Source organism: Microbulbifer sp. JSM ZJ756, assembly GCF_044383805.1.
GTDB lineage: Bacteria > Pseudomonadota > Gammaproteobacteria > Pseudomonadales > Cellvibrionaceae > Microbulbifer > Microbulbifer zhoushanensis.
Genome location: NZ_JBISER010000001.1, coordinates 372,424 through 397,536 on the forward strand (window position 1 = coordinate 372,424; position 25,113 = coordinate 397,536).

General features: G+C 60.8%; 22 protein-coding genes. 5 read left to right on the plus strand and 17 right to left on the minus strand.

The window, feature by feature from the left end:
- Positions 1-22 precede the first annotated feature (22 nt).
- Together ACH6CX_RS01630 and arsJ are read left to right on the plus strand one after the other, a co-directional pair.
- Positions 23-1,027 (plus strand): ArsJ-associated glyceraldehyde-3-phosphate dehydrogenase, encoded by a 1,005-nt coding sequence (locus ACH6CX_RS01630; protein ID WP_237061511.1) that lies wholly within the window; start codon positions 23-25, stop codon positions 1,025-1,027.
- A 45-nt stretch (positions 1,028-1,072) separates the two neighbouring features.
- On the plus strand, positions 1,073-2,308 hold the full coding sequence (arsJ, locus tag ACH6CX_RS01635; protein ID WP_237061512.1) for an organoarsenical effux MFS transporter ArsJ: 1,236 nt from the start codon (positions 1,073-1,075) through the stop codon (positions 2,306-2,308).
- Positions 2,309-2,330: 22 nt separating this feature from the next.
- Here arsJ and ACH6CX_RS01640 read toward each other — a convergent pair whose 3' ends face one another.
- Positions 2,331-3,143, minus strand: a complete 813-nt coding sequence (locus ACH6CX_RS01640; protein ID WP_237061513.1) for a S1/P1 nuclease — start codon at positions 3,141-3,143, stop codon at positions 2,331-2,333.
- Positions 3,144-3,402: 259 nt separating this feature from the next.
- On the opposite strand from ACH6CX_RS01640, the gene ACH6CX_RS01645 reads away from it, so the two are divergent.
- The gene (locus ACH6CX_RS01645; protein ID WP_237061514.1) at positions 3,403-6,558 is read left to right on the plus strand and encodes a TonB-dependent receptor; all 3,156 of its coding nucleotides are present in this window, start codon (positions 3,403-3,405) and stop codon (positions 6,556-6,558) included.
- 60 nt (positions 6,559-6,618) lie between these two features.
- Here the strand turns inward: ACH6CX_RS01645 and ACH6CX_RS01650 are convergent, their stop codons facing one another.
- The 16 genes from ACH6CX_RS01650 to ACH6CX_RS01725 form a co-directional block, all read right to left on the minus strand.
- On the minus strand, positions 6,619-8,826 hold the full coding sequence (locus tag ACH6CX_RS01650) for a hybrid sensor histidine kinase/response regulator (RefSeq protein ID WP_232942602.1): 2,208 nt from the start codon (positions 8,824-8,826) through the stop codon (positions 6,619-6,621).
- A gap of 53 nt (positions 8,827-8,879) precedes the next feature.
- The gene (locus ACH6CX_RS01655; RefSeq protein ID WP_232942604.1) at positions 8,880-9,083 is read right to left on the minus strand and encodes a DUF2788 domain-containing protein; all 204 of its coding nucleotides are present in this window, start codon (positions 9,081-9,083) and stop codon (positions 8,880-8,882) included.
- Positions 9,084-9,180: 97 nt separating this feature from the next.
- On the minus strand, positions 9,181-9,450 hold the full coding sequence (locus tag ACH6CX_RS01660) for an acetyltransferase (RefSeq protein ID WP_232942606.1): 270 nt from the start codon (positions 9,448-9,450) through the stop codon (positions 9,181-9,183).
- 217 nt (positions 9,451-9,667) lie between these two features.
- Positions 9,668-10,159, minus strand: a complete 492-nt coding sequence (gene gspM, locus ACH6CX_RS01665) for a type II secretion system protein GspM (protein ID WP_232942608.1) — start codon at positions 10,157-10,159, stop codon at positions 9,668-9,670.
- Positions 10,160-10,194: 35 nt separating this feature from the next.
- The gene (gspL, locus tag ACH6CX_RS01670) at positions 10,195-11,589 is read right to left on the minus strand and encodes a type II secretion system protein GspL (RefSeq protein WP_396674454.1); all 1,395 of its coding nucleotides are present in this window, start codon (positions 11,587-11,589) and stop codon (positions 10,195-10,197) included.
- A complete protein-coding gene (gspK, locus tag ACH6CX_RS01675; RefSeq protein ID WP_396674456.1) occupies positions 11,586-12,602 on the minus strand; it encodes a type II secretion system minor pseudopilin GspK in 1,017 nt (338 codons plus the stop codon). Before gspK ends, gspL begins: the two co-directional genes overlap by 4 nt.
- Positions 12,592-13,425, minus strand: a complete 834-nt coding sequence (gene gspJ, locus ACH6CX_RS01680) for a type II secretion system minor pseudopilin GspJ (RefSeq protein ID WP_237061524.1) — start codon at positions 13,423-13,425, stop codon at positions 12,592-12,594. The genes gspK and gspJ overlap by 11 nt, the downstream gene beginning before the upstream one ends.
- Complete coding sequence (gene gspI, locus ACH6CX_RS01685) at positions 13,425-13,850, minus strand: type II secretion system minor pseudopilin GspI (RefSeq protein ID WP_232942616.1); 426 nt, start codon at positions 13,848-13,850, stop codon at positions 13,425-13,427. The genes gspJ and gspI overlap by 1 nt, the downstream gene beginning before the upstream one ends.
- Complete coding sequence (locus tag ACH6CX_RS01690; protein WP_232942618.1) at positions 13,840-14,418, minus strand: type II secretion system protein; 579 nt, start codon at positions 14,416-14,418, stop codon at positions 13,840-13,842. Before ACH6CX_RS01690 ends, gspI begins: the two co-directional genes overlap by 11 nt.
- Before the next feature lie 18 nt (positions 14,419-14,436).
- Complete coding sequence (gene gspG, locus ACH6CX_RS01695; RefSeq protein ID WP_305080394.1) at positions 14,437-14,865, minus strand: type II secretion system major pseudopilin GspG; 429 nt, start codon at positions 14,863-14,865, stop codon at positions 14,437-14,439.
- A 56-nt stretch (positions 14,866-14,921) separates the two neighbouring features.
- Entirely contained in the window at positions 14,922-16,139 is a 1,218-nt protein-coding gene (gene gspF / locus ACH6CX_RS01700; protein ID WP_232942620.1) for a type II secretion system inner membrane protein GspF, read from the minus strand.
- Positions 16,140-16,141: 2 nt separating this feature from the next.
- Positions 16,142-17,638, minus strand: coding sequence for a type II secretion system ATPase GspE (gspE, locus tag ACH6CX_RS01705; RefSeq protein ID WP_396674460.1), 1,497 nt, complete (start codon positions 17,636-17,638; stop codon positions 16,142-16,144).
- A complete protein-coding gene (gspD, locus tag ACH6CX_RS01710; RefSeq protein ID WP_237061536.1) occupies positions 17,635-19,617 on the minus strand; it encodes a type II secretion system secretin GspD in 1,983 nt (660 codons plus the stop codon). Before gspD ends, gspE begins: the two co-directional genes overlap by 4 nt.
- An 81-nt stretch (positions 19,618-19,698) precedes the next feature.
- Entirely contained in the window at positions 19,699-20,400 is a 702-nt protein-coding gene (locus ACH6CX_RS01715; protein ID WP_237061538.1) for a type II secretion system protein N, read from the minus strand.
- Positions 20,401-20,637: 237 nt separating this feature from the next.
- Entirely contained in the window at positions 20,638-21,567 is a 930-nt protein-coding gene (locus tag ACH6CX_RS01720; RefSeq protein WP_232942628.1) for an electron transfer flavoprotein subunit alpha/FixB family protein, read from the minus strand.
- Positions 21,567-22,316 carry an electron transfer flavoprotein subunit beta/FixA family protein gene (locus ACH6CX_RS01725; protein WP_237061540.1) on the minus strand — a complete coding sequence of 250 codons (750 nt, stop codon included), beginning with the start codon at positions 22,314-22,316 and terminating at the stop codon, positions 21,567-21,569. The genes ACH6CX_RS01720 and ACH6CX_RS01725 overlap by 1 nt, the downstream gene beginning before the upstream one ends.
- Before the next feature lie 368 nt (positions 22,317-22,684).
- Here ACH6CX_RS01725 and ACH6CX_RS01730 point away from each other — a divergent pair, with 368 nt between their 5' ends.
- Together ACH6CX_RS01730 and ACH6CX_RS01735 are read left to right on the plus strand one after the other, a co-directional pair.
- Positions 22,685-24,307 (plus strand): electron transfer flavoprotein-ubiquinone oxidoreductase, encoded by a 1,623-nt coding sequence (locus tag ACH6CX_RS01730; RefSeq protein WP_237061873.1) that lies wholly within the window; start codon positions 22,685-22,687, stop codon positions 24,305-24,307.
- A 174-nt stretch (positions 24,308-24,481) separates the two neighbouring features.
- Positions 24,482-25,111: a cysteine hydrolase family protein gene (locus ACH6CX_RS01735; protein ID WP_232942631.1), complete on the plus strand. Its 630-nt coding sequence runs from the start codon at positions 24,482-24,484 to the stop codon at positions 25,109-25,111.
- Positions 25,112-25,113 lie beyond the last annotated feature (2 nt).

Here is a 25,113-nt window from a genome sequence, read left to right on the forward strand (position 1 = left end):
ACTTTTCAGGGAGATTTCTGTAATGGCAATCAGGATAGGTATCAATGGTCTCGGGCGGATCGGCCGCCTGTGCCTGCGCGCCGCATGGGACTGGCCGGAGTTCGAGTTTGTGCAGGTCAACGATCCGGGCGGCGATGCTGCCACGTTCGCGCACCTGCTGAACTTCGATTCCGTACATGGCCAGTGGGAACATGAGGCCCAGGCCGGTGAAAATACCATCGTAATCGGCAATAAAAACCTGCGGTGCACAAATAACCGGGAGATTGGCGACACTGACTGGTCCGGCTGTGACCTTGTAATCGAGGCCAGCGGAAAGATGCGCAGCACAGACCTGCTGCAGGCCTATCTCGACCAGGGCGTGGCCCGGGTTGTAGTCAGCGCCCCGGTAAAGGATGCCGCCGTACTGAATGTGGTGATGGGTGTGAACCACAACCTGTTTGACCCGGATCAGCACAAAATCGTCACTGCCGCGTCGTGCACCACCAACTGCCTGGCACCGGTAGTCAAAGTACTGCACGAAAACCTCGGTATCCGCCATGGGTCCATGACTACCATCCACGATATCACCAATACGCAAACCATCCTCGATGCGCCCCACAAGGACCTGCGCCGGGCCCGCGCCTGCGGAATGAGCCTGATTCCCACCACCACTGGCTCAGCCACTGCGATTACCGCAATTTTCCCCGAGCTGGAGGGCAAGCTGAACGGCCATGCGGTACGCGTACCACTGGCTAATGCCTCCCTGACCGATTGCGTGTTCGAAGTTGAGTCCGCCACTAGCGCTGAAGAGGTCAATGAACTGTTCCGGCAAGCTGCCGAAGGGCCCCTGCAGGGCATCCTCGGCTACGAGGAAAGACCACTGGTGTCCATCGATTACCGGACCGATCCGCGCTCCAGTATCGTCGATGCGCTCTCGACCATGGTGGTCAACGGTACCCATGTAAAGCTCTATGCCTGGTACGACAACGAATGGGGCTACGCCAACCGCACCGTGGAACTGGCACGCATGGTCGGGGCCAGGCAGTAAGGCAACCCCTCTCACGGGCACGTATTGAGATAGGTCAACTTGTCGATGTTTCAGCACCTTTCACCGGGAATCAGGCAATACCTGGTAGTAACCGGGAATTACTGGGCGTTTACCCTTACTGATGGTGCCCTGCGCATGCTCGTGGTACTGCACTTTCACGAGCTGGGCTATTCGCCGCTGCAGATCGCGCTGTTGTTTTTGTTCTATGAATTCTTTGGTGTGGTCACCAACCTGCTGGGAGGTTGGCTGGGCGCCCGCGTAGGACTGAACCGCACCATGAATATCGGGCTTGGGCTACAGGTCGTAGCGCTTTCCATGCTACTGCTGCCATCGCCGATGCTGACCGTCCCGTGGGTAATGGCGGCGCAGGCCCTGTCAGGTATTGCCAAGGACCTCAACAAGATGAGTGCCAAGAGCGCCATCAAGTTACTGGTCCCGGGTGAAGCCCAGGGGACCCTGTATAAATGGGTGGCAATACTCACAGGCTCGAAGAACGCCCTCAAGGGTCTGGGCTTTTTCCTCGGGGCCCTGCTGCTGAGTGCAATCGGCTTTACCGCTGCCATTGGCGCAATGGCTCTGGCACTGTTCCTGGTCTGGCTCCTGAGTATCTGCCTGCTGAAGAAAGACCTGGGCCGGGCAAAACAGAAGGCAAAATTCCGGGATATCTTTTCCAAAAGCCGGGCAATCAACCTGTTGGCAGCTGCGCGGTTGTTCCTCTTTGGGGCCAGGGATGTCTGGTTTGTTATCGCCCTGCCCCTCTACCTGGGAATGGAATTCGGCTGGGACCACTGGCGTATCGGTAGCTTCCTGGCCATCTGGATCATAGGCTACGGCGTCATCCAGTCACTCGCCCCCAGGTTCACCGGTTCCGTCGCAACCAGTGGTTCCGTCAACCGGGCCGCGACCGGCTGGGCACTGTCACTGGCGCTTGTAACCGCCGCCATCCCCATAGCGCTGCAGGCAGGGCTGCCGCCCCAGGCCAGCCTGCTGGGGGGACTCCTGTTGTTCGGGGCGCTGTTTGCCGTCAACTCGTCACTGCACAGTTACCTGATTGTGCGCTATGCCCGCGAGGACGGCGTATCACTGGATGTGGGTTTTTACTATATGGCGAATGCCATGGGCCGCTTATTGGGGACGGTGCTTTCCGGCTGGGTATTCCAGGTGGCAGGCCTGAACGCCTGCCTGTGGATCTCGGTCGGCTTTATCCTGCTGGCCGCGGCGTTTGTATGGCCACTGCCGGCGGAAACGGCCAGGGCCAGCCATTCCGCCGGGAGCCTGTAGCGCCCAGTGCCGGCCCCCGCCGCTACTGGCGCGCCGACGCCAGCGCGTTATTCAACAATGCCGCCAGCCTTACCCCGGCCTGTTGCAAGCGCCTTTCGATAATCGGCCGGTTGCGCAGGTAGTAGTCTTCACCAAGTACCCGGCTCTCTGTATACGCATACTCATGCACCAACTGGTGGGACTCTGCGGCCCAGTCCTCCGGCGTGCCCCGGCGCCATGCATCTAACCGCCTTTTCCCCAGCCCGGCGGCCTGCTTTTCCGCGTATGCCTGCCAGTCCGTCAGGAAGCCCCCCGGCAGGAAAACATCCCACAGCGCATGGAGGTTGGTGCCAAACCCGAAAAATTCCACCTCCACATCATTGCCCCCGCGGTCTGTGGCCAGTCCGGTGTGGAGGGGCTGGTGCAGGTCACCGACGAAATGGACAATAAACAGCAGGGCCTCCGCCCGCTCTCGCTGTGGTGCATCAGGATCAGCCAGGATTTGCCGGAACTTTGCAATGGCCTCCAGGATGCATCCCTGCTCCGGGCAATCCCGGCCCGGCTGGTATCCAGGCCAGTGACGCGGGAGACTGATGTAATGCAGGGGGGCAGCCCAGTCGTACTGCCCATCACCACGGATCCGATCCGCCCAGGTCGCAGCCTCGGCCAGGCTCCCCTCTCCCTTTACGTCCAGAAGTTCCTGAACCGGTTCCTGCACTGAAGAATCAAGTAGCCTCCAGGCGATCTCCCCGGTTACCCGATGACCGTCCTCCCCCCAGCCCCAGGCCGTGGCGGAAAAGCAATTCAATATCAATGCAACCAGCAATGCAGTCACTGCGGTACTGCTATTCACCATGTTCAAAGTCCTTTGATTATTTGAGTGCCCGAGGATAACCACCTGTCATGACAGTTTGTAATCAGTAACAAAAATATAACCGCACGGAGATAAACCGGAAACCTCACCGTCACAGCAGGTTAAAGCAAGGCTGTTACAAAGTGTCCGCGCGACCGGGCTCGCGTAAACAACAAAAAACAGTCTCTGGCGGGCATGCTGCAACGCGGCAATTCCCAGGGGCAGGAATCTCAACCACCCTTCCAGGGAGCAGGAGTAATCAATGAAACGAATTAATTTTACCCGCGCACTGCTGTCAGCAGCAGTGTCGGCTTCCATCAGCTGCGCACCGGGCGTCATGGCCCAGGAAACGAGTGCCGGCATTCGGGGACAGCTGACCGGACTCGACGGCCAGCCGCTGGATAACGCTACTGTGACCGTAGTGCATACCCCGTCAAACAGTCGCCGGGAGATCACCAGCGGCGAATCTGGGCGCTTTAACCTGGACGGGCTCCGGGTAGGCGGCCCTTACCGGGTGATCATCGATGCCCCCGAGGGGCGGCGGGTAGTCGACGGGGTTTATCTCTCGCTGGGTGACACCCTGCCGCTGAACCTGAGCCTGGCGCCGGAGGCGATGGAAGAAATCAGTGTTGTGGCCAATGTCCAGGACCCTACTGCCACTGCAGTAGGGCCCTCCTCGCACTTCAGTCTTGACGATCTGGAAAGTGCCCCGGCGATTAACAGGGACCTGAAAGACCTGGTACGGCTGGACCCGCGATTGTACGTCGATGAGGCCTTTAACGATTCAGTACAATGTGCCGGCGCCAACCCGCGCTTCAACAGCCTTACTGTCGACGGCGTGCGGATGAATGATAATTTCGGCCTGAACAGCAATGGCTACCCTACCGAGCGGATGCCTTTCTCCTACGATGCCATCCAGCAAGTGGCCGTGGAGCTCGCCCCGTTCGATGTCCAGTACGGCGGTTTCAGCGCCTGCAACATCAATGCAGTTACCAAATCCGGGGACAACCAGTGGCACGGGTCGGTGTTTTACGATTACACCGATGACGGCATGCGCGGAGACCAACTGGAGGGCGACGATATCAATATTGCCCCGTTCGATGAGCAGCGCTACAGCACCACCCTGGGCGGCCCGATTATCCAGGACAAGCTCTTCTTCTTCGCCGCCTATGAAAAGCTTGACGGCGTGGCGACTTTCGATCGGGGCCCGGCCGGCAGTAACACTGCCACCCCGGTCCAGGGTGTCTCGCAGGCACAGCTGGAGGAAATCCTGCGTATCTCCCGTGATATTTACGGCTATGACCCGGGTGGGCTCCCATCCAGCCTCCCGGAAGAGGATGAGAAACTGCTGGTCAAGTTTGACTGGAATATCACCGATACCCAGCGGGCAGCCTTTACCTACAATTACAATGATGGCTTCAGCATTGCCCAGTCCGACGGCGACCCGGATGAACTGGAGCTTTCCAACCACTACTACGAGCGCGGCGCAGAGCTCAATGCTTACGTGGGACAGCTGTATTCCGACTGGAGTGACATCTTTTCAACCGAGGTCAAGATCGGCTACTCGGAACTGGACAACCGCCAGCTCTCGCTGGGAGGCACCGAGTTTGGGGAGGTACAGATTCGCACCGAAAACGATGACGACGGTGATGGCAATGCGTCCCGGGCGACCGTTTATCTCGGCGCTGACGATTCCCGCCATGCGAACAAGTTGAGCTATGAAAGCCTCAGCCTGAAGCTCGCCGGCAACCTGCAGCTGGGTGAGCACCGCCTCTACGGTGGCTATGAGCGCGAGACGTTCGATGTCTTCAATATGTTTGTCCAGGAAGCCGAAGGCGAGTACCGCTTTGGCAGTATCGCGGAATTTGCCGCAGGTACCCCTTCCGTCCTGATTTACGAGAATGCCAGCGGGAGCAATAATCCCCAGGACGCTGCGGCCGAATTCAGCTATGCCATCGACACCTTCTACCTGCAGGACGAGTTCACCTTTGCCAGTGTCGACCTGACCCTGGTGGGTGGCTTCCGCTACGACCGCTATAGCAGTGATGAGCGGCCGGTAGACAATGGCGATATCGTTTCAGCCTACGGCTTCTCCAACCGGGCCAACCTCGATGGCAAGGACCTGCTGCAGCCACGTATCGGCTTCAACTGGAGCCTGGCCGACAGCGCTGAGATTCACGGTGGTATCGGCCTCTATTCCGGCGGCAATCCCAATGTCTGGATTTCCAACAACTATTCCAACGACGGCGTTACCCAGATAGAGACTTCACTCGCCGATTTCAGCCAGCAGAGCCTGTTCGACCTGGCCTGGACCGGCTCCGGCCAGCCGATCTACGACGTGCCGGCGGAACTCTATGACGCGGTCGCCAGCGGCGAAGGTGACAATGGCGGAGTCAACCTGCTGGACCCGGATTTCGAAGTGCCCTCGGTCTGGAAATATGCAATCGGTGGCAGCTACGAATTTGGCGACGGCTACCTGGCATCAGCCGACCTGCTTTACAGTGACTACCAGGATGCGGCAATCGTACGCGATATCTCCCGCGTCCAGGTGGGCACAGCCATCGACGGCCGCCCCATTTATGGAAGCGACATGGGGCGTTCGCAGGACTTCATGCTGACCAACGCCCGGGGCGATAGTGGCTACTCAACCGTAGTCTCCCTGGGGCTGAGCAAGTCCTTCGAGTCCGGCTTGAGCGCTGCTGTGGGCTACGCCTACACCGAGGCAGAGGATGTCAATCCCATGACCAGCTCGGTCGCATTTTCAAACTACGTGAATATTGCCACCGCCGACCCTGAGAACCCGCGTACCGCGACATCCAACTATGTCGTACCCCATCGGTTCACCCTGAAGCTGGACTACGCACAGGAGTTTTTCGCCGGCCTGGAGACCCGCATCACCCTGTTCGGCTCCGCCAACGAGGGGCGCCCCTACACCTACACCTTCGATGACGGCTTCAAGTTCGGTGACTCTACCGGCTTTATCTCCCGGCACCTGCTCTATGTCCCCAGTGGTCCGGACGACCAGAATGTCGTCTTTGCGGAAGGTTTCGACACGGATGCTTTTTTTGCTTTCCTGGACAGTGAGGAGCTGGACCGGGGTGGGATAGCGGAGCGCAATGAACTCAGCAGCGACTGGTGGACCAAGTTCGACCTGAAGATCAACCAGGAACTGCCGGGCTTCCGGGCCGATGATCGCGCCAACGCCTACTTTGTGGTGGAGAACCTGGGCAACCTGCTGAACGATGAGTGGGGGGTAATGTACGAGGGCGGCTTCCCCCGTTACCAGGCGGCGGTCAGTGCCGGCGTGGACGAACAGGGACGCTATGTCTTCGAGGAGTTCCTGGATCCGGCGGGCCAGACCCGGGTGGCAGATGCCTCCCTCTGGCGCGCGCGGCTGGGCATTCGCTACCAGTTCTGATGTAACGACGTAGCCCTCAACCCGGGGCCAGCAAGGCCCCGGGTACCTGGCTCAGCTTACTCAGGCGTCGCCCAGCCAGCGTTCCAGGGTTTCCTGCAGGGATTCCTTGTTCAGCGGCTTGGTCAGGTAGTCGTCCATGCCTGCGGCCAGGCAGCGACCCTCGAACTGCTCTTCGGTGGTACTGGTCAGGGCAACAATGGGCATCCGGTCATCCGGCGAGTGCTCCGACTCCCAGTGGCGCAGCCGATCGATGATCTCCGCACTGTGGTCGGTATTCTGCTGGCAGTCCACCAGCAGCAGGTCGTAACTCTTATCCCCCAGCCGTTCCAGCGCCTCTTCCACTGCCGCAGCCACATCCACCTGGTACCCGAGCGCGCTCAGCATTTCCTCAGTCACCCCCTGGTGCTGGCGGGACTCTTCGATCAGCAACAGCGACCGCTGGCGGGGGTGGGCACTGATGGTGGAAACGATACGCCGGCTGGCCTTCTTCACCCCACCAAACAGCCGTTCGATCAGGGCATCATGCAGTTCCTTTCGGGTGACCGGCCGCCGGATGTACTTGGCTTCGGGCAACGCCTGCATCAGCGGAGCGAAATCGACCTTGTGTCCCGGTGCCCCCAGGCACACGACTTTAGATTGAGTCCCATCGCCATTCAGGCTGTTGAAAAACTCCGAGACCTCCACCAGCATCTGCCGGGCACCCATGGCTGGCACCATGATCAGGAGTTGCTGCCGCTCCACTGCCCGCTGTAATTGCAGCACGGTCTCGCTGTTGGACCTGGACCACTTGCCGCAATCCACTTCCATGCCAAAAGACCGCAGCTGTTGCACCAGGCCGGAAACAAACAGGCCGCCCTCGTGCAGCACCAGCACTTCGCTGTCCTGCAGGCGACGATCGGGAGTCAGGTAGACCCTCTGGTTCGGCTCCATCGCAAGTTTGACCACCACTTCATAGCGGTTGCCCTCGGGCGTGGAGTTCACCTGCAGGTAGCCTCCCATTGCCTCGGCCAGTCCCTTGGCGATTGAGAGCCCCAGCCCGCTGGTCACCTGGTTGGTGTCGAGGCGGGCAAAAGCGCCGAACAGCTCGCTTTCGTCAGGCAGGATCTCTCCCCGGCCATCGTCATTGAGGTGGATGGTAAGCTGGCCCTCGAAACTGGTAATCGGGGCAAAATTCACCTGCCCCCAGAGCTCGCCGGCCTGGGCCACCGCAGTGGCGGAGTCAACCAGGTTTCGGATCAGTTGTGCGGTTTTGCGGTTGTCGCCGGTCACCATCACCGGGAGGTTGTCGTCAATCTGGAAGTTGAACTCCAGGTTCTGGCGATGAGCGGCCCGGGCGGCAAATTTGAAGGACTTTTCAATTGTCTTGACCAGGTTGAAAGGACCCTGGCGCAGCCGTATATCCTTGCGCGCGACACGCGTGAAAAGGCCGACGTTATCCACCAGCTTCAGCTGCTGGCTGCCGGCGTTCTTGGCCAGCCTTACCCATTCCCGCTGGCGCTCGCTGAGGTCGTCTGCCTCGAGAAGCGCCAGTGCGCCGAGCGAATCGGACAGCTGGCTGCGGAATTCCTGGCCGATATTGGCGACAAACTCGTTGGTAAGCTCAACCGCTGCCTCAGAGTGCTTGCGCGCGGCCGCCAGGTTGCTCGCCCGCTGCTGCAGTTCCTGCATTGCCGACAGGCGGTCCCAGTAATTCTGCGATTCCCTCCGCGCCTGGTGAGCGGTCAACCAGATAAAGGCAAAGGTCAGGGCACCATAGATGGTGCCCAGGATATCGGCGGACAGGATCGCCTTGACCGCGGCTGGAACCAGGCACGCGGAGACGAACCAGATAAGGAAGCGGTGGTATGGGGCAAAGACCGAGGCCACACTGGAGCAGAAAACCACCGTGTAGAGCCAGAGGAAATGGGTCACCGGGGCGAAGCCCAGTAACCACTCGTGGAACAGCAGGATTACCCCCCACCAGGCCGCCCCGAGGGTGGAAACGAAGAAGTACCGTCGGCGCCAGCGCACCGGGCCGGTGGCATAGAGGTGGCTGAAGCGGAATACATAGTAGCCCCGCACCAGTGTCAGCAGCACCAGCACCACACCCAGTACCAGCAACAAGCGTGGAGCCTGCAGGCGCAGGTCGCCCATGGCGGCGGCGATCGCAAAAGCCAGCAGGGTCAGCAGCATACCCCGGCGGCTGTATTTGGCGATCCGGGTATCAGTGGCCCGGCAGACTCGCCGATCCTTCTGTACCTTGAGTTCTGGGCGGTCAAATATTGGCATTATGCCCTTCCCTGAATAGGCCCGGCGGCCCGAATGCATGCATCGGGTAATCCCTAGCCGATACCCATGACTTCTACCAGCACCGTCTTGATAATAAACCCGAGGAGGCCGAGGCCCAGTGCCAGGAAAAGAATGAGGGTACCGAACCTGCCGGCCCTGGACTTTTTAGCCAGGTCCCAGACGATAAACAGCATAAAGAGGATCAGGCCACCGATACCCAGCCAGAGGGAGTACTCTTCAAATTGCGCAAACGTCATGGGTTACCACAGATACAAATTTGGCGCGCATTTTACATTTTACCGGGTCCACCCGCGAGTATTTTGCCGCCTAATGGCCAACTCTCCCGGGAGAAATTCAGGCCCCCTGGTAATAATCACCATCTTCGGCACGTGTGCCGCATTTCAGGCGCCGCACTTCGCGGTCGCGGTAACGGCTGTCATGCCAGCAACGCGGTAGTGCCTCACCGGAGAGGAAGCTCAGCTGGGTCTTGTCAAAGACCTCAGGATCCTGCACCTCCTCGCCCCACAGGTATCGCCCCACCACCGTCAGCTCATAGGGATTGGCGAGCGTTACGATATCGGCCACTTCCACGAGATGGTTGGTCGAAGTATCTCTGAACAGCATCTTGGCACCCTATTCATCATCTCTATCGACAGTATAGGGGCAATTTGTGGGAACCGGCCGGCTGTGGTGTAGAAATTCAGAAGCGGCCCAAACTTCATGCAAGCCCGAAAAAATCGAAGCCCTGCGTGCTGTAGGGCCGATTACCATACGATTTTTACGAATTCAGCTACCGACAAAACATCGAAAGTATCGAGGTTTACCTGCATCGATACCGGAGTCAGCCCTCCAGCGTGAGTCTCGCCGATACCATGCCCTCTTCAGGCAGCGCATCCAGGTTTACCGTCCGGAGCATAAATTTCTGCTCTATGAGGGTATTGAACCAGGGCCGCAGGTCCTCGTAGCGCGCGCGCTCAATCCAGAGCCGAATCCTTCCCTGCCCCTCGGGCTCGAAGCGCTTGATGGTAATCTGGTGGCGCTCTGCTGCGGCCGTGACACGCTGCAGCAGGGTGCCCGCGCCCTGCTCGGTCATCGCGCCCGCTACCGGGTCCAGCTGCTCCAGTACCGGGCGCTGGGATTCAATCCAGGCGACAAGCTCCCGTGACTCCTCTGCCCTGGCACGGGCATCGTCGAAGAAGTGCTTGGCGGGCATAAACAGGCCGTAGACCAGGAACATCCCGCCGAGAAAAAGGGTCAGGGCCCCCAGGGCCCGCTGGTCATTGGGCGGCAGGGCCCGCCATCGCTGCTGCAGTTGCTCGATCTTTTCTTTCATCTTCCAGGGTACTTATGTCTATTTATTGTGCTTGCTCAGCGCAGCCGGATCCGGCCCGAAACTCCGTCTTCGAGCTCGTTGGCAGCCAGCAGCTCGGCCCGGTACTGCCCGGAGGACAGGCGTCCCACAAAGCCATCCAGCTCCCCCAGGCTCGCGGCCTGCAGCTGGATCACCATCTCCCCACGGTTGCCATCGAAGCGCAGGGACTGAAGCTGTAATGGCTCCCCGCGGTGCTGCTCCCATGCCTGGCTGAGTGTGGTCACCTGTCGGGCGAAGCCCGCACCACCATTACCGGCCTGGTTCAGGTACCCCTGGATCTGGCGGCGGACATCGGCACCGGCACGTGCATTGGGAAATAGCTCGGCGAACAGCGCCCGCGCCTGCGCGTCCTGTTGCCCGGCCTGCCAGCTGTAATAAGCGCCGCCGGCGAGGAACAGCATCAACTGCAATACAAAACACGCAGCGGCCACCTTGAGTGGCTTTATCCACCAACTGGACTCATCCGCGCTGCCCACGGGCCGATAATCCCCCACCAGCAGGTTGGCCAGGAGGGGAATCCTGAGCCGGGAAAGCAGGTACTCCCCGGCATCCCCTTCAACCCGCTGCAGCCCATGGCCGAACAGCGACTCCAGTTCAGCCACGGCCATTTCGTCCTGCTCACCCGCACCCAGCAGGCTCAGCGAATGATCGGCCCGGGAAACCTCACCTACAGGGGAGCCACCATCCGGAGATTCACCGGACCGCTCGTCACCCGGCTCCGCCAGCGAGGCCAGCAGAGGCTGCAGGTAACGCCGGCGCACAGTGAGGCCATGCCCGGCGGCACGCCAGATATGGGCCCGATCCCCATCGAGCCACAGGCTTACGTCAGTATCGAGGAGATCCAGCAACTGGTACTCCGGCAGGGCTGCAGCCACTGGCCATTGCAGGCGTTGCAGCTGGGCACTGAGGGCCGCCATCTTCTCGTGACGGATCGCGTAAACCGAACAGAGGTCCCCGGTGCGCGGCTGGCAAACAAAATGCAGGTCTTCCACATCTTCCGCTAGGCGCTCCTCGACCATATAACCCACGGCGCTGCTCTGCTTTCGTGCCGCCCTGGGAATCGACTCGACGCCACTCCAGACCCAGCTGCCGGGCAATAACAGGACGACCCGTGAACCCACAGGGAACTCCGGCGTCGTCGCACCGTCAGCAGCTGAACCATCGCCCTCACGGGGCTCCACCATACCTGCAGAGACAGGGGCCACTGTGGGAGCGCTGTCGGGGGAAAAGGCACCGGCGAACTCCGCGTCGACTGGAACCGGGCGCCAGCCCTGGTCCGTCCAGGACTGCACGGTAACCCGGTCCGACTCAGCCGTCTCGGCCAGTCGCAGCAGCACCAACGGCTGCCGACTACCCGCTAATTCTTTGCGCTCACTTAAGGTTTCAGTCATACGTCATTGTTTTCATTGGTTTTTTCGCCTGAAGCTGATTCGCTTTCAAGTAATTCCCGAACTTCATTGCCGGAGAACATGCGTCGTTGGCGCTGAACCATCGACACTTCGCCGCGACCCTGATCGAGCCTGAAGGTCGTCTCCCAGTACTGCCGGTTTTCCGGCCCCGGCCCGAGCTGTACCGCAATCTGGGCGAGGAAGTACTGGCTATGGAACACCAACCCGGCGACTCCCCCCAGGCCGTAAGGGGCGAGTTGCGAGGCTTCGGTAAAAACCCCGTCCGCTTCACGGAAGCTCTCGATCTGCGATGCCCTGGCCCCGGGGGCCATGGCTTCCAGCAATTCCGCCGGGGCAAAGTTTACATTGATCACGGTACCCGACTCCGGCAAGGCGCAAAGGAACGGACGCAGGGCCTCCCAGTCCTCGCGCTCCATACCCTGCACTGCGGACAACTCCGAGATATCGGTAATCGGGATATCCGGGGTCCGGTGCGCGATCTCGCGTCCCAGGTAGCCATTGTCCTCAGTGCCCGGGGTCAGCGGCGTATCACCGCTGTCGACCCAGTCGAGCATTGCCGAGGCCAGGTCCCCCTTGCCGCTGACACTGCGCACCAGGCGCTCAAATATCGCCCGCTGGTCCGCCGATGCCTGCCCGGATCCGGCGAGATTATTCACATTAAAACAAGAATTTAAGTCCTTGATTTTAATGCGCATTTTTCCATTATCAGGATTGAATTGCAGGGCTTCGAGTGCCCAGCTGTCGAGTGCCGAGTCAGCCGACTGCGGATTCTCGCGATCCTGCTGGTGGTCACGCTCAAGCGCAATCTTTGTCCAGGCTTCCGCCCCGTGCACAAACTCCGCCATCTGCGTGTTGGCCAGCAACGCCGCTGTCCGGGAAATAGCGATGCGATTGCGCAGGATGGTATGGGTCACAGCAGCGATCGCAATTACCATCACCAGCAATACGGTGATCAGCGCGACACCCCGCTGCCCGGCCATGGATTTAGGCGTCATCCCGGGCCTCCCCGGATCGTTCACCTGAGTCCTCACCCGAGCCCTCGTCAGTTCCGGGCTGGTCGCCTGCCCCCCCGGAGTCACCGGCACCATCACCGGGGTCTTCCTCGCCCCCAGGCCCCCGGCCACCGCCGGAGCCTGAAATAAACGAGGCGACCTGCGGCAATGTGTAGACTCGCCGCATTTCACCGGCATTGCGGGTTGTTACCAGCATTTCCACCGCCCGCGGCAAACGGCTGTCCGGCGCACCGGTCCCGGAATTCGACCCGAGCGGCGGCCACTGGTCCAGCCACGCCTCGCTGTCGCCGTCGTAGTAGCGGAATGACAGGTTGTCCACGCCGGCAAGGAGTGGCTCGGTGATTGCCTCGGTGTCGGGCGCACGGTCCAGCACCCGCCAGCGCCGCCGCAGTAACAGGCCGCCAGTCTCGCTGGTGGAGTCCGCGCTGTCCTCCGGGAAACCCAGGCTGTAGGCCAGTCGCTGCAGCTCCCCGCGGGGTTCCCCGGTCAGGTTGGCGGCCCCCAGGCGGGTAAACTCAAGCTCATCGGCATCGCCGCGCAGGGCCGGTTCATAGCCCGTGTAGCCGTTCTTTACCGGTCGCGCAGTAACCTGGCGCATATCGTCCTCGATCCGGTACATGGCCATGGAAATACGCCGCAGTTGCTCGGCCCGGGCCTCGAGGGCCCGGTCGGTACTCTGGAAGGAGTCGAGCAGCGCGTAAGACCCGATACTGATGATGGCTACCAGCACCAGCACCACCATTACCTCAATCAGGGTAAAACCGTGCTGGCGGCCGATTGGCCGGGACACTGGAGAGGCCGCCATTACTGGCGCCTCCCACCCGATGGTGCATTGCCGGCACCGGCGGTCGTGACGCCTCGCGCGGCCCAGGCATCCAGTGTCAGGCTCGGGGTTTCACTGTCGGGTTCGGCCACCTCGATGATGATATGCCGCAGGCGCTCTTCATTAGTGCTCTCGACCCGCGCGGTAACCTGCCATTCCCGGGCGCCCTGGGGCACGCGCTCGGTTTTCTCCCCCAGGGGCGGCCAGTCTTCTTGCAGGCGAATCTCCGCCAGGGCCTGCTGGGCGATCCAGCTGGCCGCCAGGCGTTCCTCCATCAGCGCCTGGTGTCGCACGCTGTCCTGCATGGTTTTCAGCACGCTGGCCGCGATCACGCCGAAAATGACCAGCGCCACCAGGACTTCGACCAGGGTAAAGCCGCCTTCGCGGCGGCTACGCTCAGAGGTCATCGGCCTGCCATTCCAGCTCGAGGCCATTGAGGCTGCTGTATGAAATCTTTGCCGCCCGGGCATAATCGCCGTTCTCCACCAGTATGACCGCCAGCTCCACCGGCAGCACTTCGCCGCTGGAGAGTGCCACAAATTGTGGGACCTGGGCTTCATCATCCCCGGACCCGGCGGGGGCAAATGCGGATTCTTCGGCACCGGGCAATTCGGCCTGCTCCAGCACCTCAAGGCGAATATTGTCGGGAAGGCGGTGTGCAGCAAAGCGGCTGGCCGAAGACCGGCCGGCCCCCTTCCCTCCCGGTTTTTCCCAGCGCATGGTGGCCGGCTCGAAGCGCACCACTGAATACTCGCCGCGCTCGAGCCGCACGCCGTAATGGGCCTTGTCGATCACCGCGCGATCGGCGACCAGCCTCAATATATTTGCCAGCCGCTGGGTCTCTCCGGTCCACACCCGGTGCCCCGCACTCCCCAGTGAAATAACCGCCATGCCGGCGAGGGTGGCAATAATCACGATCACCACCAGCAATTCGATCAGGGTAAAGCCACGGCTGCGGCGAAGCGAAGCGCCCATCACAATCGGCGTCAGCGGTTACAGTTCGCTGACAAAAATGTCCGAGGCCTCTCCCTCACCACCGGGCTTGCCGTCGGCACCCAGGCTGTAGAGGTCGTAAGGGCCCTCTGTGCCGGGACTGATGTACTGGTACTCATTACCCCAGGGGTCCTTGGCCTCACGCTTGAGGTATGGCTGGGTCCAGTTCTTGGCTTCCGGGAAGCCGGATGGCTTGCTGACCAGTGCCTGCAGGCCCTGTTCGGAACTGGGATAGACAAAGTTGTCCATGCGGTACATATCCAGCGCGGTCTCGATGGCGCGCAGGTCGGTCACCGCCGCCTTTACCCGCGCCTCGCCGGTACGGCCCATGATGTTTGGTACCACCAGTGCGCCCAGGACCCCGAGGATCACGATCACGACCATGATCTCGATCAGCGTAAAGCCACCGTTTCTCTTCATTGTTTTCATCTTTTCTACCCTCTTGTTTCCAGGCCGATGCGGGACCCCCGGGTACCGTCCAGCCTTTATACCACCATCTGGTTCATGCTCATGATCGGCATCATGATCGCCATGACAATAAACAGTACTATCCCGGCCATGATCAGCAGCATGGCGGGTTCGAACAGGCTCACAAAGGCGGTTACCGCCCCCTGCAGGTCCTGCTCCTGGGATTCCGCGGCCCTTCCCAGCATCTCGTCCAAGGTGCCCGACGACTCACCACTGGCGATCATATACACCATCATCGGCGGAAAGTACTGAACATCCTCGAGCGCACGCCTCAGGCTGCCACCCTCGCGTACGGACTTCTGTGCGGTTTTCAGCCGCTCCTTGAGGTATTCGTTCGACATTACACCACTGGCTATTCCCATGGCCTGGACCAGGGGTACGCTGCTGCCGGTAAGGATCGCAAGGGTGCCGACATAGCGTGCGCTCTGTGCGCCGCGGACCAACCAGCCGATCACTGGCATTTCCAGAAGCCGGTGATGGAAGCGATAACGGATTGCCGGCCGGCGCAACAGCGCGACCACCAGCCCCACCAGCACGGCGAGTGCGGGCGGCACCAGCCAGCCCCAGGCAGAGATGAAATCGCTCATGGCCACCAGGATGCGTGTCGGCAGTGGCAGGGCCTGGCCGGTTCCGGTAAATACCTCGATCACATCCGGTACCACATAAACCATCAGGCCGGTGACAACCAGGACGCAGATAAATACCAGCACAATCGGGTAAATCAGGGCCAGCTGGACCTTCTGGCGGAATTTCTGCTGGTTCTCGGTGTAATCCCCAAGTCGCTCAAGCACTTTATCGAGGTGGCCGGAGTGCTCACCTGCCTCGACAGTAGCACGATAGAGTCCCGGGAAGGCCCGGGGAAAACTGCCCAGTGCCTGGGCGAAACTGTGCCCCTCCAGTACCTTGCCACGCACGGCCAGTACGATCCGGCGGATCTTGTGGTTACGGGTCTGGTTGGCGATGGCCCCCAGGGACTCCTCCAGCGGGATACCTGCACGCAGCAGGGTCGCCAGCTGCCGGGTCAGCAATGCCAGGTGCTTGACGCTCAGGCCGGGGCTTCCCGCCAGCAGGCCGCCCGAATGGCTCTCTGCCGGCCCCGCGGCCGGCTCCACCTCGAGTGGCACCAGCCCGCGTGAGCGCAGCTGCTGCCGCGCGGCCCGGGCACTGTCGGCTTCGAGGGTGCCGCGGTTCTTGCGGCCCGAGTCGGTCAGGGCGATGTACTGGAATGCGGCCACAATCAGGACTCCTGGGTTACCCGCAGGACTTCTTCCAGTGAAGTCACACCGGACAGCACCTTGGCAATGCCATCCTCCCGTATGCTGGGGGCCACCTTGCGGGCCTCGATCACCAGCTTGCTCTCTGAAGCCCGGTCGTGAATCAACTGGCGCATGGTTTCGTTGACCGGTACCAGCTCATAAATACCAACCCGGCCGGTATAGCCGCTGTGGTTACAGGCCTCGCAGCCACGGGGTCGATAAATCGTGACATCCTCGTCACCGCCAATCCCCAGCATGCGGCGTTCAGTGGCATCAGCCGGGTGTGCCTCGCGGCACTCCTCGCACAGCACCCGCACCAGCCGCTGCGCCAGCACGCCGATCAGGCTCGATGACAGCAGGAACGGCTCGATACCCATATCGACAAGGCGCGTTACCGCGCCCAGGGCGGTATTGGTGTGCAGGGTGGACAGTACCAGGTGCCCGGTCAGGCTGGCCTGGATGGCAATCTGCATGGTTTCGAGGTCACGGATCTCACCGACCATCACCACATCCGGGTCCTGGCGCAGGATCGCACGCAGGCCGCGGGCAAATGTCATATCAGCCTTGGTATTGACCTGGGTCTGCCCCACCCCCTCGAGGTTGTACTCGACCGGGTCCTCAACCGTCAGGATGTTCTTCTCGCGGTTGTTGATACTGCCGAGTCCGGCATAGAGGGTGGTGGTCTTACCCGAACCGGTGGGCCCGGTTACCAGCAGGATACCGTGGGGACGGGTCAGCAGGTCGGTCATTACTTCAAGGTCGTGGCCGGCCATGCCCAGCTGGCGCAGGTCCATCTTGCCTGCCTGCTTGTCCAGCAGTCGCATCACGACCCGCTCGCCGGCACTGGAGGGCATGGTGGAAACACGCACATCGACCTCGCGGCCGGCCATCAGCAGGGAGATCCGGCCATCCTGCGGGACCCGCTTCTCCGCGATGTCCAGCTTCGCCATTACCTTGATACGGGAGACCAGCAGTGGTGCCAGGGCCCGGCGGGGCTCCAGTACCTCGCGCAACACGCCATCCACGCGGAAGCGCACCACAAGGCGTTTCTCGAATGTCTCAATATGGATATCCGAGGCCCCCTGCTTGAGGGACTCGGCAAAAATGGCATTAATCAGCTTGACGATGGGCGCATCGTCTTCCTGCTCCAGCAGGTCCTCGGTCTCGGGCAGCGCATCGACAACGGCAGCCAGGTCCAGCTCATCGCCAAGTCCCTCGACATCCGACAGGTTGCCACCCTCGCGGTTTTCATAAAGTCCCTGCAGGGCCGCCTGGAACTCGCTTTCACCGACCGCCTCGATATCCAGTTCGGCGCCGGTCAGCCGCTGCACCTCACCCAGTACGGTCGGGTTGAGTGGCGCCACATACTGGCAACGGGGCTGCCCGTTCACATCCACCAGCAGCACCCGGTGGCGCTTGGCGAAGGCATAGGGGAGACGCCGGGAAGACGCCGCCGCGGATACCGCATTGGCCGTCATTTTTCTGCCCCTGCCTCTTCCGCTTCCAGCACCTGGACCGGGGGGGAAGATTCGGCATCATCGTAGGAGCCCGAAGGTGGCAGCAGGTCCGGGAGCACGTCACCCCGGTGCCAGTCCCAGATGTAGCTGGTGTTGTCCTTGATGTCCAGCTGCTTGCGCTGCAGGTCCAGGTAGCGCTTGCGAGTCTCCTCGTAGCCGGCGCGGCGCGTGGTGAGGATCCGCGGGCGCAGGAACACCATCAGGTTGGTCTTGGTGACATCCTTGAAGCTGGACCGGAACAACCGCCCAATGCCGGGAATATCCCCCAGTAGCGGCACTTTTTCCTTGGTCTCGGTAACCTGGTCCTCGATCAGGCCACCCAGTACCAGCATCGCCCCATCGTCAATCAGTACCCGGGTACGGATCTCGCGCTTGCTGGTGACGATATCCGAAGCACCCTCGTTGGTGGGGAGCACGTTCTCGACTTTCTGCTCGATATCCAGGGTTACAGAATTATTGTTGTTCACCCGCGGGGTGACCTTGAGGGTGGTACCGATATCCTGCCGCTGGATGGTGGTGAACGGGTCATTGTTGCTGCCGGACAGCAGCTGCTCACCGGTGATAAACGGCACGTTCTGGCCCACCAGGATTTCGGCTTCCTCGTTGTCGAGCGCCATGATGGTGGGCGTCGAGAGGATATTGGCGTTGCTCTCCCGCGCGATTGCATTCACTGCCACGCGGATATCGGTACCACTCAGGTAACCCAGGTTCAGTGCGCCCGGGACCAGCAGGTTGCGGGGATCCAGTGAGAAGGGATTGAAATCCTCACTGACGACGTTGCCGTCCTCGTCGACCACGTTACTGCGGGCGGCATCGTTGCGGAAACCCGCCACTACATCGTCGCTGGCGCCGGCGATCCACCGGATGCCAAGCTCGTTGCCGGTACCCTCAGTCACTTCGACAATAATCGCCTCGATCAGCACCTGCGCCCGGCGCACATCCAGCTTGGCAATCACACCCTTCATGGTTTCCAGCAATGCTGGCGGTGCGGTCAGGACCAGGGAGTTGAGGGATTCATTGACCTGGATGCTGACCTCGACATCGGCCGCCTGCTGGTCCTTTTCCGTCTTCTGGATACTGCCACTCATGCCCTCGAGAATCGGCTTCAGGTCGGCAGCCTTGGCATACTGCACGTAAATGACGGCGGTATTGCCGTCCCCCTCGAGCGGCTGGTCGAGCCGCATGATCACGTTCTTGAGCTGCTGGCGGGTCACCGGGTCGCCGGTCAGCAGTACGGAATTTGAGCGTTCATCGACCGCAATGCGCAGCGGCTGGGCCTCGTTGGCCTGCTTGCCGCCGGACTGCAGCAGCTCGCTCAGTACCTGCTTGACCTCCTTGGCGGAGGCAAACTGCAGCGGCACCAGCTCGATATCGATGGCCCCGGCACGGTCCAGCTGCCGAACCAGGCGGACAATCTGGTCAATGTTGGCGGCGCGATCGGCGATGATAAGGGTGTTCGTGTCGGAATAAGCAGCCAGGTGGCCGGTCTGGGGGATCAGGGGCCGCAGCATGGCGATCAACTGGGTCGCGGAGATATTTTCAACCCGCACCGTGCGTACTACCAGTGACTCCGCCGGTGCGCGCGAGCTGTCGTCGGTGACTGGTATCGCCTGCTGCTTGGCCAGGGCATCCGGCACCACTTTCCAGGTACCGCCCTGCTCCACCAGGCTGAAGCCGTTGACCTGCAGCACCGACATGAAGACATCAAAAGCCTCCTCATGGGTCATCGGGTCGCCGGCCACCACCGTGACCTTACCCTTGACGTTCGGGTGAACGATGATGTTCTTGCCGGTGAAGTCAGCTGCCCAGTTGATCAGGTCGCGAATATCGGCGTTATCGAGAGACAGGGTGACTCTTTCCGGGGATTGCGCCACGACTGACGTTGCTAGCAATGCCACTGCAAATGCGGCTAGCAGCCGCCGGTAAACCATCCTGATCATTGATTAACTGACTCTTATTTGAGATGTCGCGATGCAAATTTGGGACGTCGCGATGCAAAAATCTTGTTGTTTTATTCAGTACTACTGGGTCTGGCGCTCTGCCCGGCGTTCCTTTGCCAGGCGCCGCAGCTCCTCCAGCCGATCGCGTACCGAGGCCCGTGACCGCTCGTTATTGGTGTTGCTACTGCTCGAGCGGAGCGCCGCCCTGGCCGCAGCGCTGGCACTGCTGGCCGAATAGTTGCGTTGGGGAACACTGGGCCGCCCATCCGCATCGGGATAGGTCAGCTTTTCCATCTGCCCCCCGCGTTCCAGCACAATATGGTCAACAGCCACCGAGTGCAACTTTGCGCCACCGGGCAAAGCTTCACCGACGTAAACCCGTTCGGCCGGCTTGCCCCGCTCGGCCACCAGTGCACTGGCGCGCTGCTTCTGGCTGCTGTCCAGTACGCCTGACAGCACCAGGTTCAGCTGGGTGATGGGTATATTGGCCAGATCCAGTTCCGGTTCTTCCCCACGCTCTTCGGCCGCCGCCGTGCCGAAAAATGCAGTTGCAGGCAGGCGTGCGGAGCGCGCATTGGCTACCGGACCGGCCTCACGGGAAGCAAGGAGAGAGTCCTCCGGGGAAGAAGGGATGAGCAGTGAGCCATAGGCAGTCGCATTCAGCAGCAACCACCCACCGGCCACGGCGGCTGCGGCCACGGTGCTGCGCGGAAGTGACTTGCGGCCTTCAGTGCGCGCGAAACGATCGCGAAAAGCACTGAACGCACGAGATACTGCGGTCATGGAACACCCTGTGAGTCAATAACGAGATCGACTTACCTAAACTGTTATTGACGCCTATTGTCTTTGGTCACACCCGGAAAGGCAATGTTCCGTATTTGGCGTCGGGTACCACTTAGTGGGCACCCACAGGTATCCAGACGAGAAAAAGTCCTGATACCACCCGGCATTGCCTGGCTGGCGCAAAGAAGGCGGCCCGGGGGCCGCCTTCCGAATGCCGGGTAGTATATTAACCCAGGATTACAACTTTGTTTCGAGCTCCGGCACGGCGTCAAACAGGTCTGCCACCAGGCCGTAATCTGCCACCGAGAAGATCGGCGCTTCCTCGTCCTTGTTGATAGCGACGATCACCTTGGAATCCTTCATACCTGCCAGGTGCTGGATGGCACCGGAGATACCAACGGCGATATACAGGTCCGGGGCTACGATCTTGCCGGTCTGGCCCACCTGCATGTCGTTGGGCACGAAGCCCGCATCCACGGCTGCGCGCGACGCACCCACAGCGGCTCCGAGCTTGTCGGCAACCTTGTAGAGCATCTCGAAGTTGTCGCCATTCTGCATGCCGCGGCCACCGGAGATGACCACCTTGGCAGCCGTCAGGTCCGGGCGATCGGACTCGGCGAGCTCCTCACCGACAAAGCTGGACACGCCGGCATCATCGGCAATATCAACGGCTTCCACCGTCGCAGAGCCGCCCTCAGCGGACACGGCGTCAAACGCGGTAGTGCGCACAGAAACCACCTTGATGGCATCGGAGCTCTGCACGGTGGCAATGACGTTACCGGCATAGATCGGGCGCTTGAAGGTATCGGCGCTCTCGACTGCGATGATGTCGGAAATGGGCTGCACATCCAGCAGCGCCGCAGCGCGCGGCAGCATGTTCTTGCCGGTGGTAGTGGCCGGGGCCAGCACGTGACCGTAGTCCTTACCCAGGTCAGCAACCAGCTTGGCCACGTTTTCTGCCAGCTGGTGGCCGTAGGCTGCGTTATCGGCAACCAGGACCTTGCTGACACCTTCCACCTTGGCAGCCGCCTCGGCAGCCGCGCCGCAGTCGGCACCGGCAACCAGTACGTGAATATCATCACCAATCGCCTTGGCAGCAGCGATGGTGTTCAGTGTCGCGCCCTTCAGTTCGGCGTTGTCGTGTTCCGCAATAACCAGGATGCTCATCAGATTACCTTCGCCTCGTTCTTCAGTTTTTCCACCAGTTCCGCTACGTCAGCGACCTTCACGCCCGCCTGGCGCTCAGCCGGCGGCTCGACCTTCAGGGTCTTGAAGCGCGGGGCAATATCGACACCCAGCTCAGCCGGGGTGGTGGTATCCAGCGGCTTCTTCTTGGCCTTCATGATGTTCGGCAGGGAGGCGTAGCGCGGCTCGTTCAGGCGCAGGTCGGTGGTGACAATGGCCGGCAGCTTCAGCTCAATGGTCTGCAGGCCACCGTCGATCTCGCGGGTCACCCTGGCAGAACCGTCTTCCACGACCACCTCGGAAGCGAAGGTACCCTGGGCCATGCCGGTCAGTGCGCCCAGCATCTGGCCGGTCTGGTTGTTGTCGCCATCGATGGACTGCTTGCCCATGATGACCATTTGCGGCTCTTCCTTCTCAACGATGGCTTTCAGGCACTTGGCCACGCCCAGGGGCTGCAGTTCTTCATCGGTCTCGACCAGGATACCGCGGTCGGCACCCAGGGCCAGGGCGGTACGAATCTGTTCCTGGCACTGCTTTGAGCCCATGGAAACAACAACGATCTCGCTGACTACACCCTTTTCCTTGAGGCGAACCGCCTCTTCGACGGCTATTTCACAGAAGGGGTTGATCGACATTTTCACGTTTGCGGTATCGACGTCGGAACCGTCCGCCTTCGGGCGAACCTTGACGTTGTAGTCCACAACGCGTTTCACAGCTACAAGAACTTTCATGGAAATCCCGTCTCGCTAATCTATTTTGGAGCCGCGACTGACAGGTCATATCGCGAACAAATATGATTCTTCGGTCAAACAGTTGTTTGAACGCGGTGTATGTTGAGCCTTCTAATGCGCAAAATCAATAGGCTGATAATAGCTGTCCAGACTATTCATATGACTGATGACCGGGCATCCGTGTCGCCGATAAACCGGCGCAAGCCGTTGAATTTCGGCGCATTTGCCACGGGAATTGAATACTCCTGCAATTGGTAGGGCTGTTCAAACACCGTTATACTCGCCGACCAATATAAGAACCGTGACCCCTGTGGTCCCTGAATACTCGAGTGCAACCAGCGGAGGAGAGCGCCGTGGAACGCGAATCAATGGAATACGACGTAGTTATCGTGGGCGCCGGTCCGGCGGGATTGGCGGCGGCCTGCCGTATTCGTCAGCTCAACGAAGACATCTCGGTGTGCGTGGTCGAGAAAGGCTCCGAGGTGGGTGCCCATATCCTCTCCGGCGCTGTATTCGAGCCCACCGCCCTGAACGAGCTCTTCCCCGACTGGAAAGAACGCGGCGCGCCGCTGAATACCCCGGTCAAGGGTGATGACATCTATGTAATGGGCGGTGCAGAAAAGGCCACCAAGGTGCCCAACCTCTTCGTGCCCAGCACCATGCACAATGAAGGCAACTATATCATCAGCCTGGGCAACCTGTGCCGCTGGCTGGCGGAGCAGGCGGAAAACCTGGGCGTGGAGATCTTCCCGGGCTTCGCCGCAGCCGAAGTCCTCTACAACGAGGACGGCTCCGTCAAGGGTATCGCCACCGGGGATATGGGTGTCGGCGCCAAGGGCGAACACAAAGACGCCTACATGCCGGGCATGGAACTGCATGCCAAGTACACCCTTTTTGCCGAGGGCTGTCGCGGACACCTGGGCAAGCAGCTGATCAGCAAGTTCAAGCTGGATGAAGGCAAGGACCCTCAGCACTACGGTATCGGCATCAAGGAAATCTGGAAGGTTACCGACGACAAACACCAGGAAGGCCTGGTAGTCCACACCGCTGGCTGGCCCCTCGACGAGAGCGGTTCCCACGGCGGCGGCTTCCTGTATCACCTGGAAGACAACCAGGTCGTGGTGGGCCTGATTACCGACCTGGCCTACAGCAACCCCCACGTCAGCCCGTTTGACGAGTTCCAGCGCTACAAGCACCACCCGGTAATCAAGCAGTACCTGGAGGGCGGCCAGCGCGTGGCCTATGGCGCCCGCGCCATCACCAAGGGCGGCCTGCAGTCCCAGCCCAAAATGACCTTCCCGGGCGGCCTGATGATCGGCGACAACGCCGGCACCCTGAACTTTGCCAAAATCAAGGGCAACCATACCGCCATGAAGTCCGGCATGATCGCTGCCGAGGTCGTGGCAGAAGCCCTGGCCGCAGACCGGGCCAGTGACGAACTGACCGGATACAGCGACAAGTACCGCAACAGCTGGGCCTGGAAGGAACTGCACAAGCAGCGCAACTTCGGCCCCGCCCAGCACAAGTTCGGCAACATTCTCGGGTCCGCCTACGCCTTCCTGGATATCAACATCTTCCAGGGCAAGCTGCCGTGGACCCTGCGTGACACCAAGGCGGATCACGCCCAGCTCAAGCCGGCCGCGGACTGCAAGAAGATTGACTACCCGAAGCCCGACGGCGTGCTGAGCTTTGACAAGCTCTCCTCGGTATTCATCTCCAACACCAACCATGAGGAAGACCAGCCCTGTCACCTGACACTGAAGGATGACGAGATCCCGCTGAACCACAACCTTCCCATCTACGACGAGCCGGCGCAGCGGTACTGCCCGGCGGGCGTATACGAAGTGGTTGAAGATGCCGATGGCAAGCGCTTCCAGATCAATGCGCAGAACTGCGTGCACTGCAAGACCTGTGACATCAAGGACCCGACCCAGAATATTGTCTGGATCGCCCCTGAGGGCGGCGGTGGTCCCAACTACCCCAACATGTAAAGTTTCCAGGCGCCTTCGGGCGCCTTTTTTTGCCCCCAATATCAAGCCAGCCGGCCACGGGGATCACCCCTGGTCCCGGTGGCGGGCCCCGCCAGGCCTTCACTCCTGTCTACACTGAAGCATACCGCCATAGAAGAACGTCGCCCTGCGACACCGCGAAGACAGGTTATCCGGATGAAAGCCGCCCTACTCTGCATTGACCTCCAGTACCTTGTGGCCGCTCGCGGTCATGGGATATTCAGCGCCGACAGCGAGGCACCCTTCGACCAGCCGGGCCAGGAATACTATTTTGACCGGCTGGAGAAGCTGGCCCTGCCGAACATCCAGGAGTTACAGGCGATCTTCCGCGACAAGGGCCTGGAGGTGATCCACCTGCGCACCCGCTGCAAAACCACTGACGGGCGCGACCGGACTTACTGGCACAAGCGGCGCGAACTCTTGTGCCTGCCCGGCTCACGGGAATCGGAATTTCTCGATTCAGTGCGGCCCCGGGAGAACGAGCTGATTATCAACAAGACCGGCTCCGGCCCTTTCGGTAACAGCAATATCCACCCCCTGCTCACCGAGCTGGATATTTCCCAGCCATATTGCTGCGGTGTGTTTACCCATCAGGGTGTTGAATCCACCGTCCGCGCCCTGGCCGACTTCCATTACCGTCCAGTCCTGGTCACAGACGCCACGGCCACGGGCAGTGAACAGGTGGAGAAAGACACTGTGGACCGACTACAAGGGGTTTATTGCGATGTCATCGAAACCGAAACGCTGGTAGAAGACCTGCGCCAGCATATACGCTCGGTACGCTGATA

Coding starts and splice junctions, on each gene's coding strand:
- ACH6CX_RS01630 (WP_237061511.1), top strand. CDS start 23: ATGGCAATCAGGATAGGTATCAATGGTCTCGGGCGGATCGGCCGCCTG.
- arsJ (WP_237061512.1), top strand. CDS start 1,073: ATGTTTCAGCACCTTTCACCGGGAATCAGGCAATACCTGGTAGTAACC.
- ACH6CX_RS01640 (WP_237061513.1), bottom strand. CDS start 3,143: ATGGTGAATAGCAGTACCGCAGTGACTGCATTGCTGGTTGCATTGATA.
- ACH6CX_RS01645 (WP_237061514.1), top strand. CDS start 3,403: ATGAAACGAATTAATTTTACCCGCGCACTGCTGTCAGCAGCAGTGTCG.
- ACH6CX_RS01650 (WP_232942602.1), bottom strand. CDS start 8,826: ATGCCAATATTTGACCGCCCAGAACTCAAGGTACAGAAGGATCGGCGA.
- ACH6CX_RS01655 (WP_232942604.1), bottom strand. CDS start 9,083: ATGACGTTTGCGCAATTTGAAGAGTACTCCCTCTGGCTGGGTATCGGT.
- ACH6CX_RS01660 (WP_232942606.1), bottom strand. CDS start 9,450: ATGCTGTTCAGAGATACTTCGACCAACCATCTCGTGGAAGTGGCCGAT.
- gspM (WP_232942608.1), bottom strand. CDS start 10,159: ATGAAAGAAAAGATCGAGCAACTGCAGCAGCGATGGCGGGCCCTGCCG.
- gspL (WP_396674454.1), bottom strand. CDS start 11,589: ATGACTGAAACCTTAAGTGAGCGCAAAGAATTAGCGGGTAGTCGGCAG.
- gspK (WP_396674456.1), bottom strand. CDS start 12,602: ATGACGCCTAAATCCATGGCCGGGCAGCGGGGTGTCGCGCTGATCACC.
- gspJ (WP_237061524.1), bottom strand. CDS start 13,425: ATGGCGGCCTCTCCAGTGTCCCGGCCAATCGGCCGCCAGCACGGTTTT.
- gspI (WP_232942616.1), bottom strand. CDS start 13,850: ATGACCTCTGAGCGTAGCCGCCGCGAAGGCGGCTTTACCCTGGTCGAA.
- ACH6CX_RS01690 (WP_232942618.1), bottom strand. CDS start 14,418: ATGGGCGCTTCGCTTCGCCGCAGCCGTGGCTTTACCCTGATCGAATTG.
- gspG (WP_305080394.1), bottom strand. CDS start 14,865: ATGAAAACAATGAAGAGAAACGGTGGCTTTACGCTGATCGAGATCATG.
- gspE (WP_396674460.1), bottom strand. CDS start 17,638: ATGACGGCCAATGCGGTATCCGCGGCGGCGTCTTCCCGGCGTCTCCCC.
- gspD (WP_237061536.1), bottom strand. CDS start 19,617: ATGATCAGGATGGTTTACCGGCGGCTGCTAGCCGCATTTGCAGTGGCA.
- ACH6CX_RS01715 (WP_237061538.1), bottom strand. CDS start 20,400: ATGACCGCAGTATCTCGTGCGTTCAGTGCTTTTCGCGATCGTTTCGCG.
- ACH6CX_RS01720 (WP_232942628.1), bottom strand. CDS start 21,567: ATGAGCATCCTGGTTATTGCGGAACACGACAACGCCGAACTGAAGGGC.
- ACH6CX_RS01725 (WP_237061540.1), bottom strand. CDS start 22,316: ATGAAAGTTCTTGTAGCTGTGAAACGCGTTGTGGACTACAACGTCAAG.
- ACH6CX_RS01730 (WP_237061873.1), top strand. CDS start 22,685: ATGGAATACGACGTAGTTATCGTGGGCGCCGGTCCGGCGGGATTGGCG.
- ACH6CX_RS01735 (WP_232942631.1), top strand. CDS start 24,482: ATGAAAGCCGCCCTACTCTGCATTGACCTCCAGTACCTTGTGGCCGCT.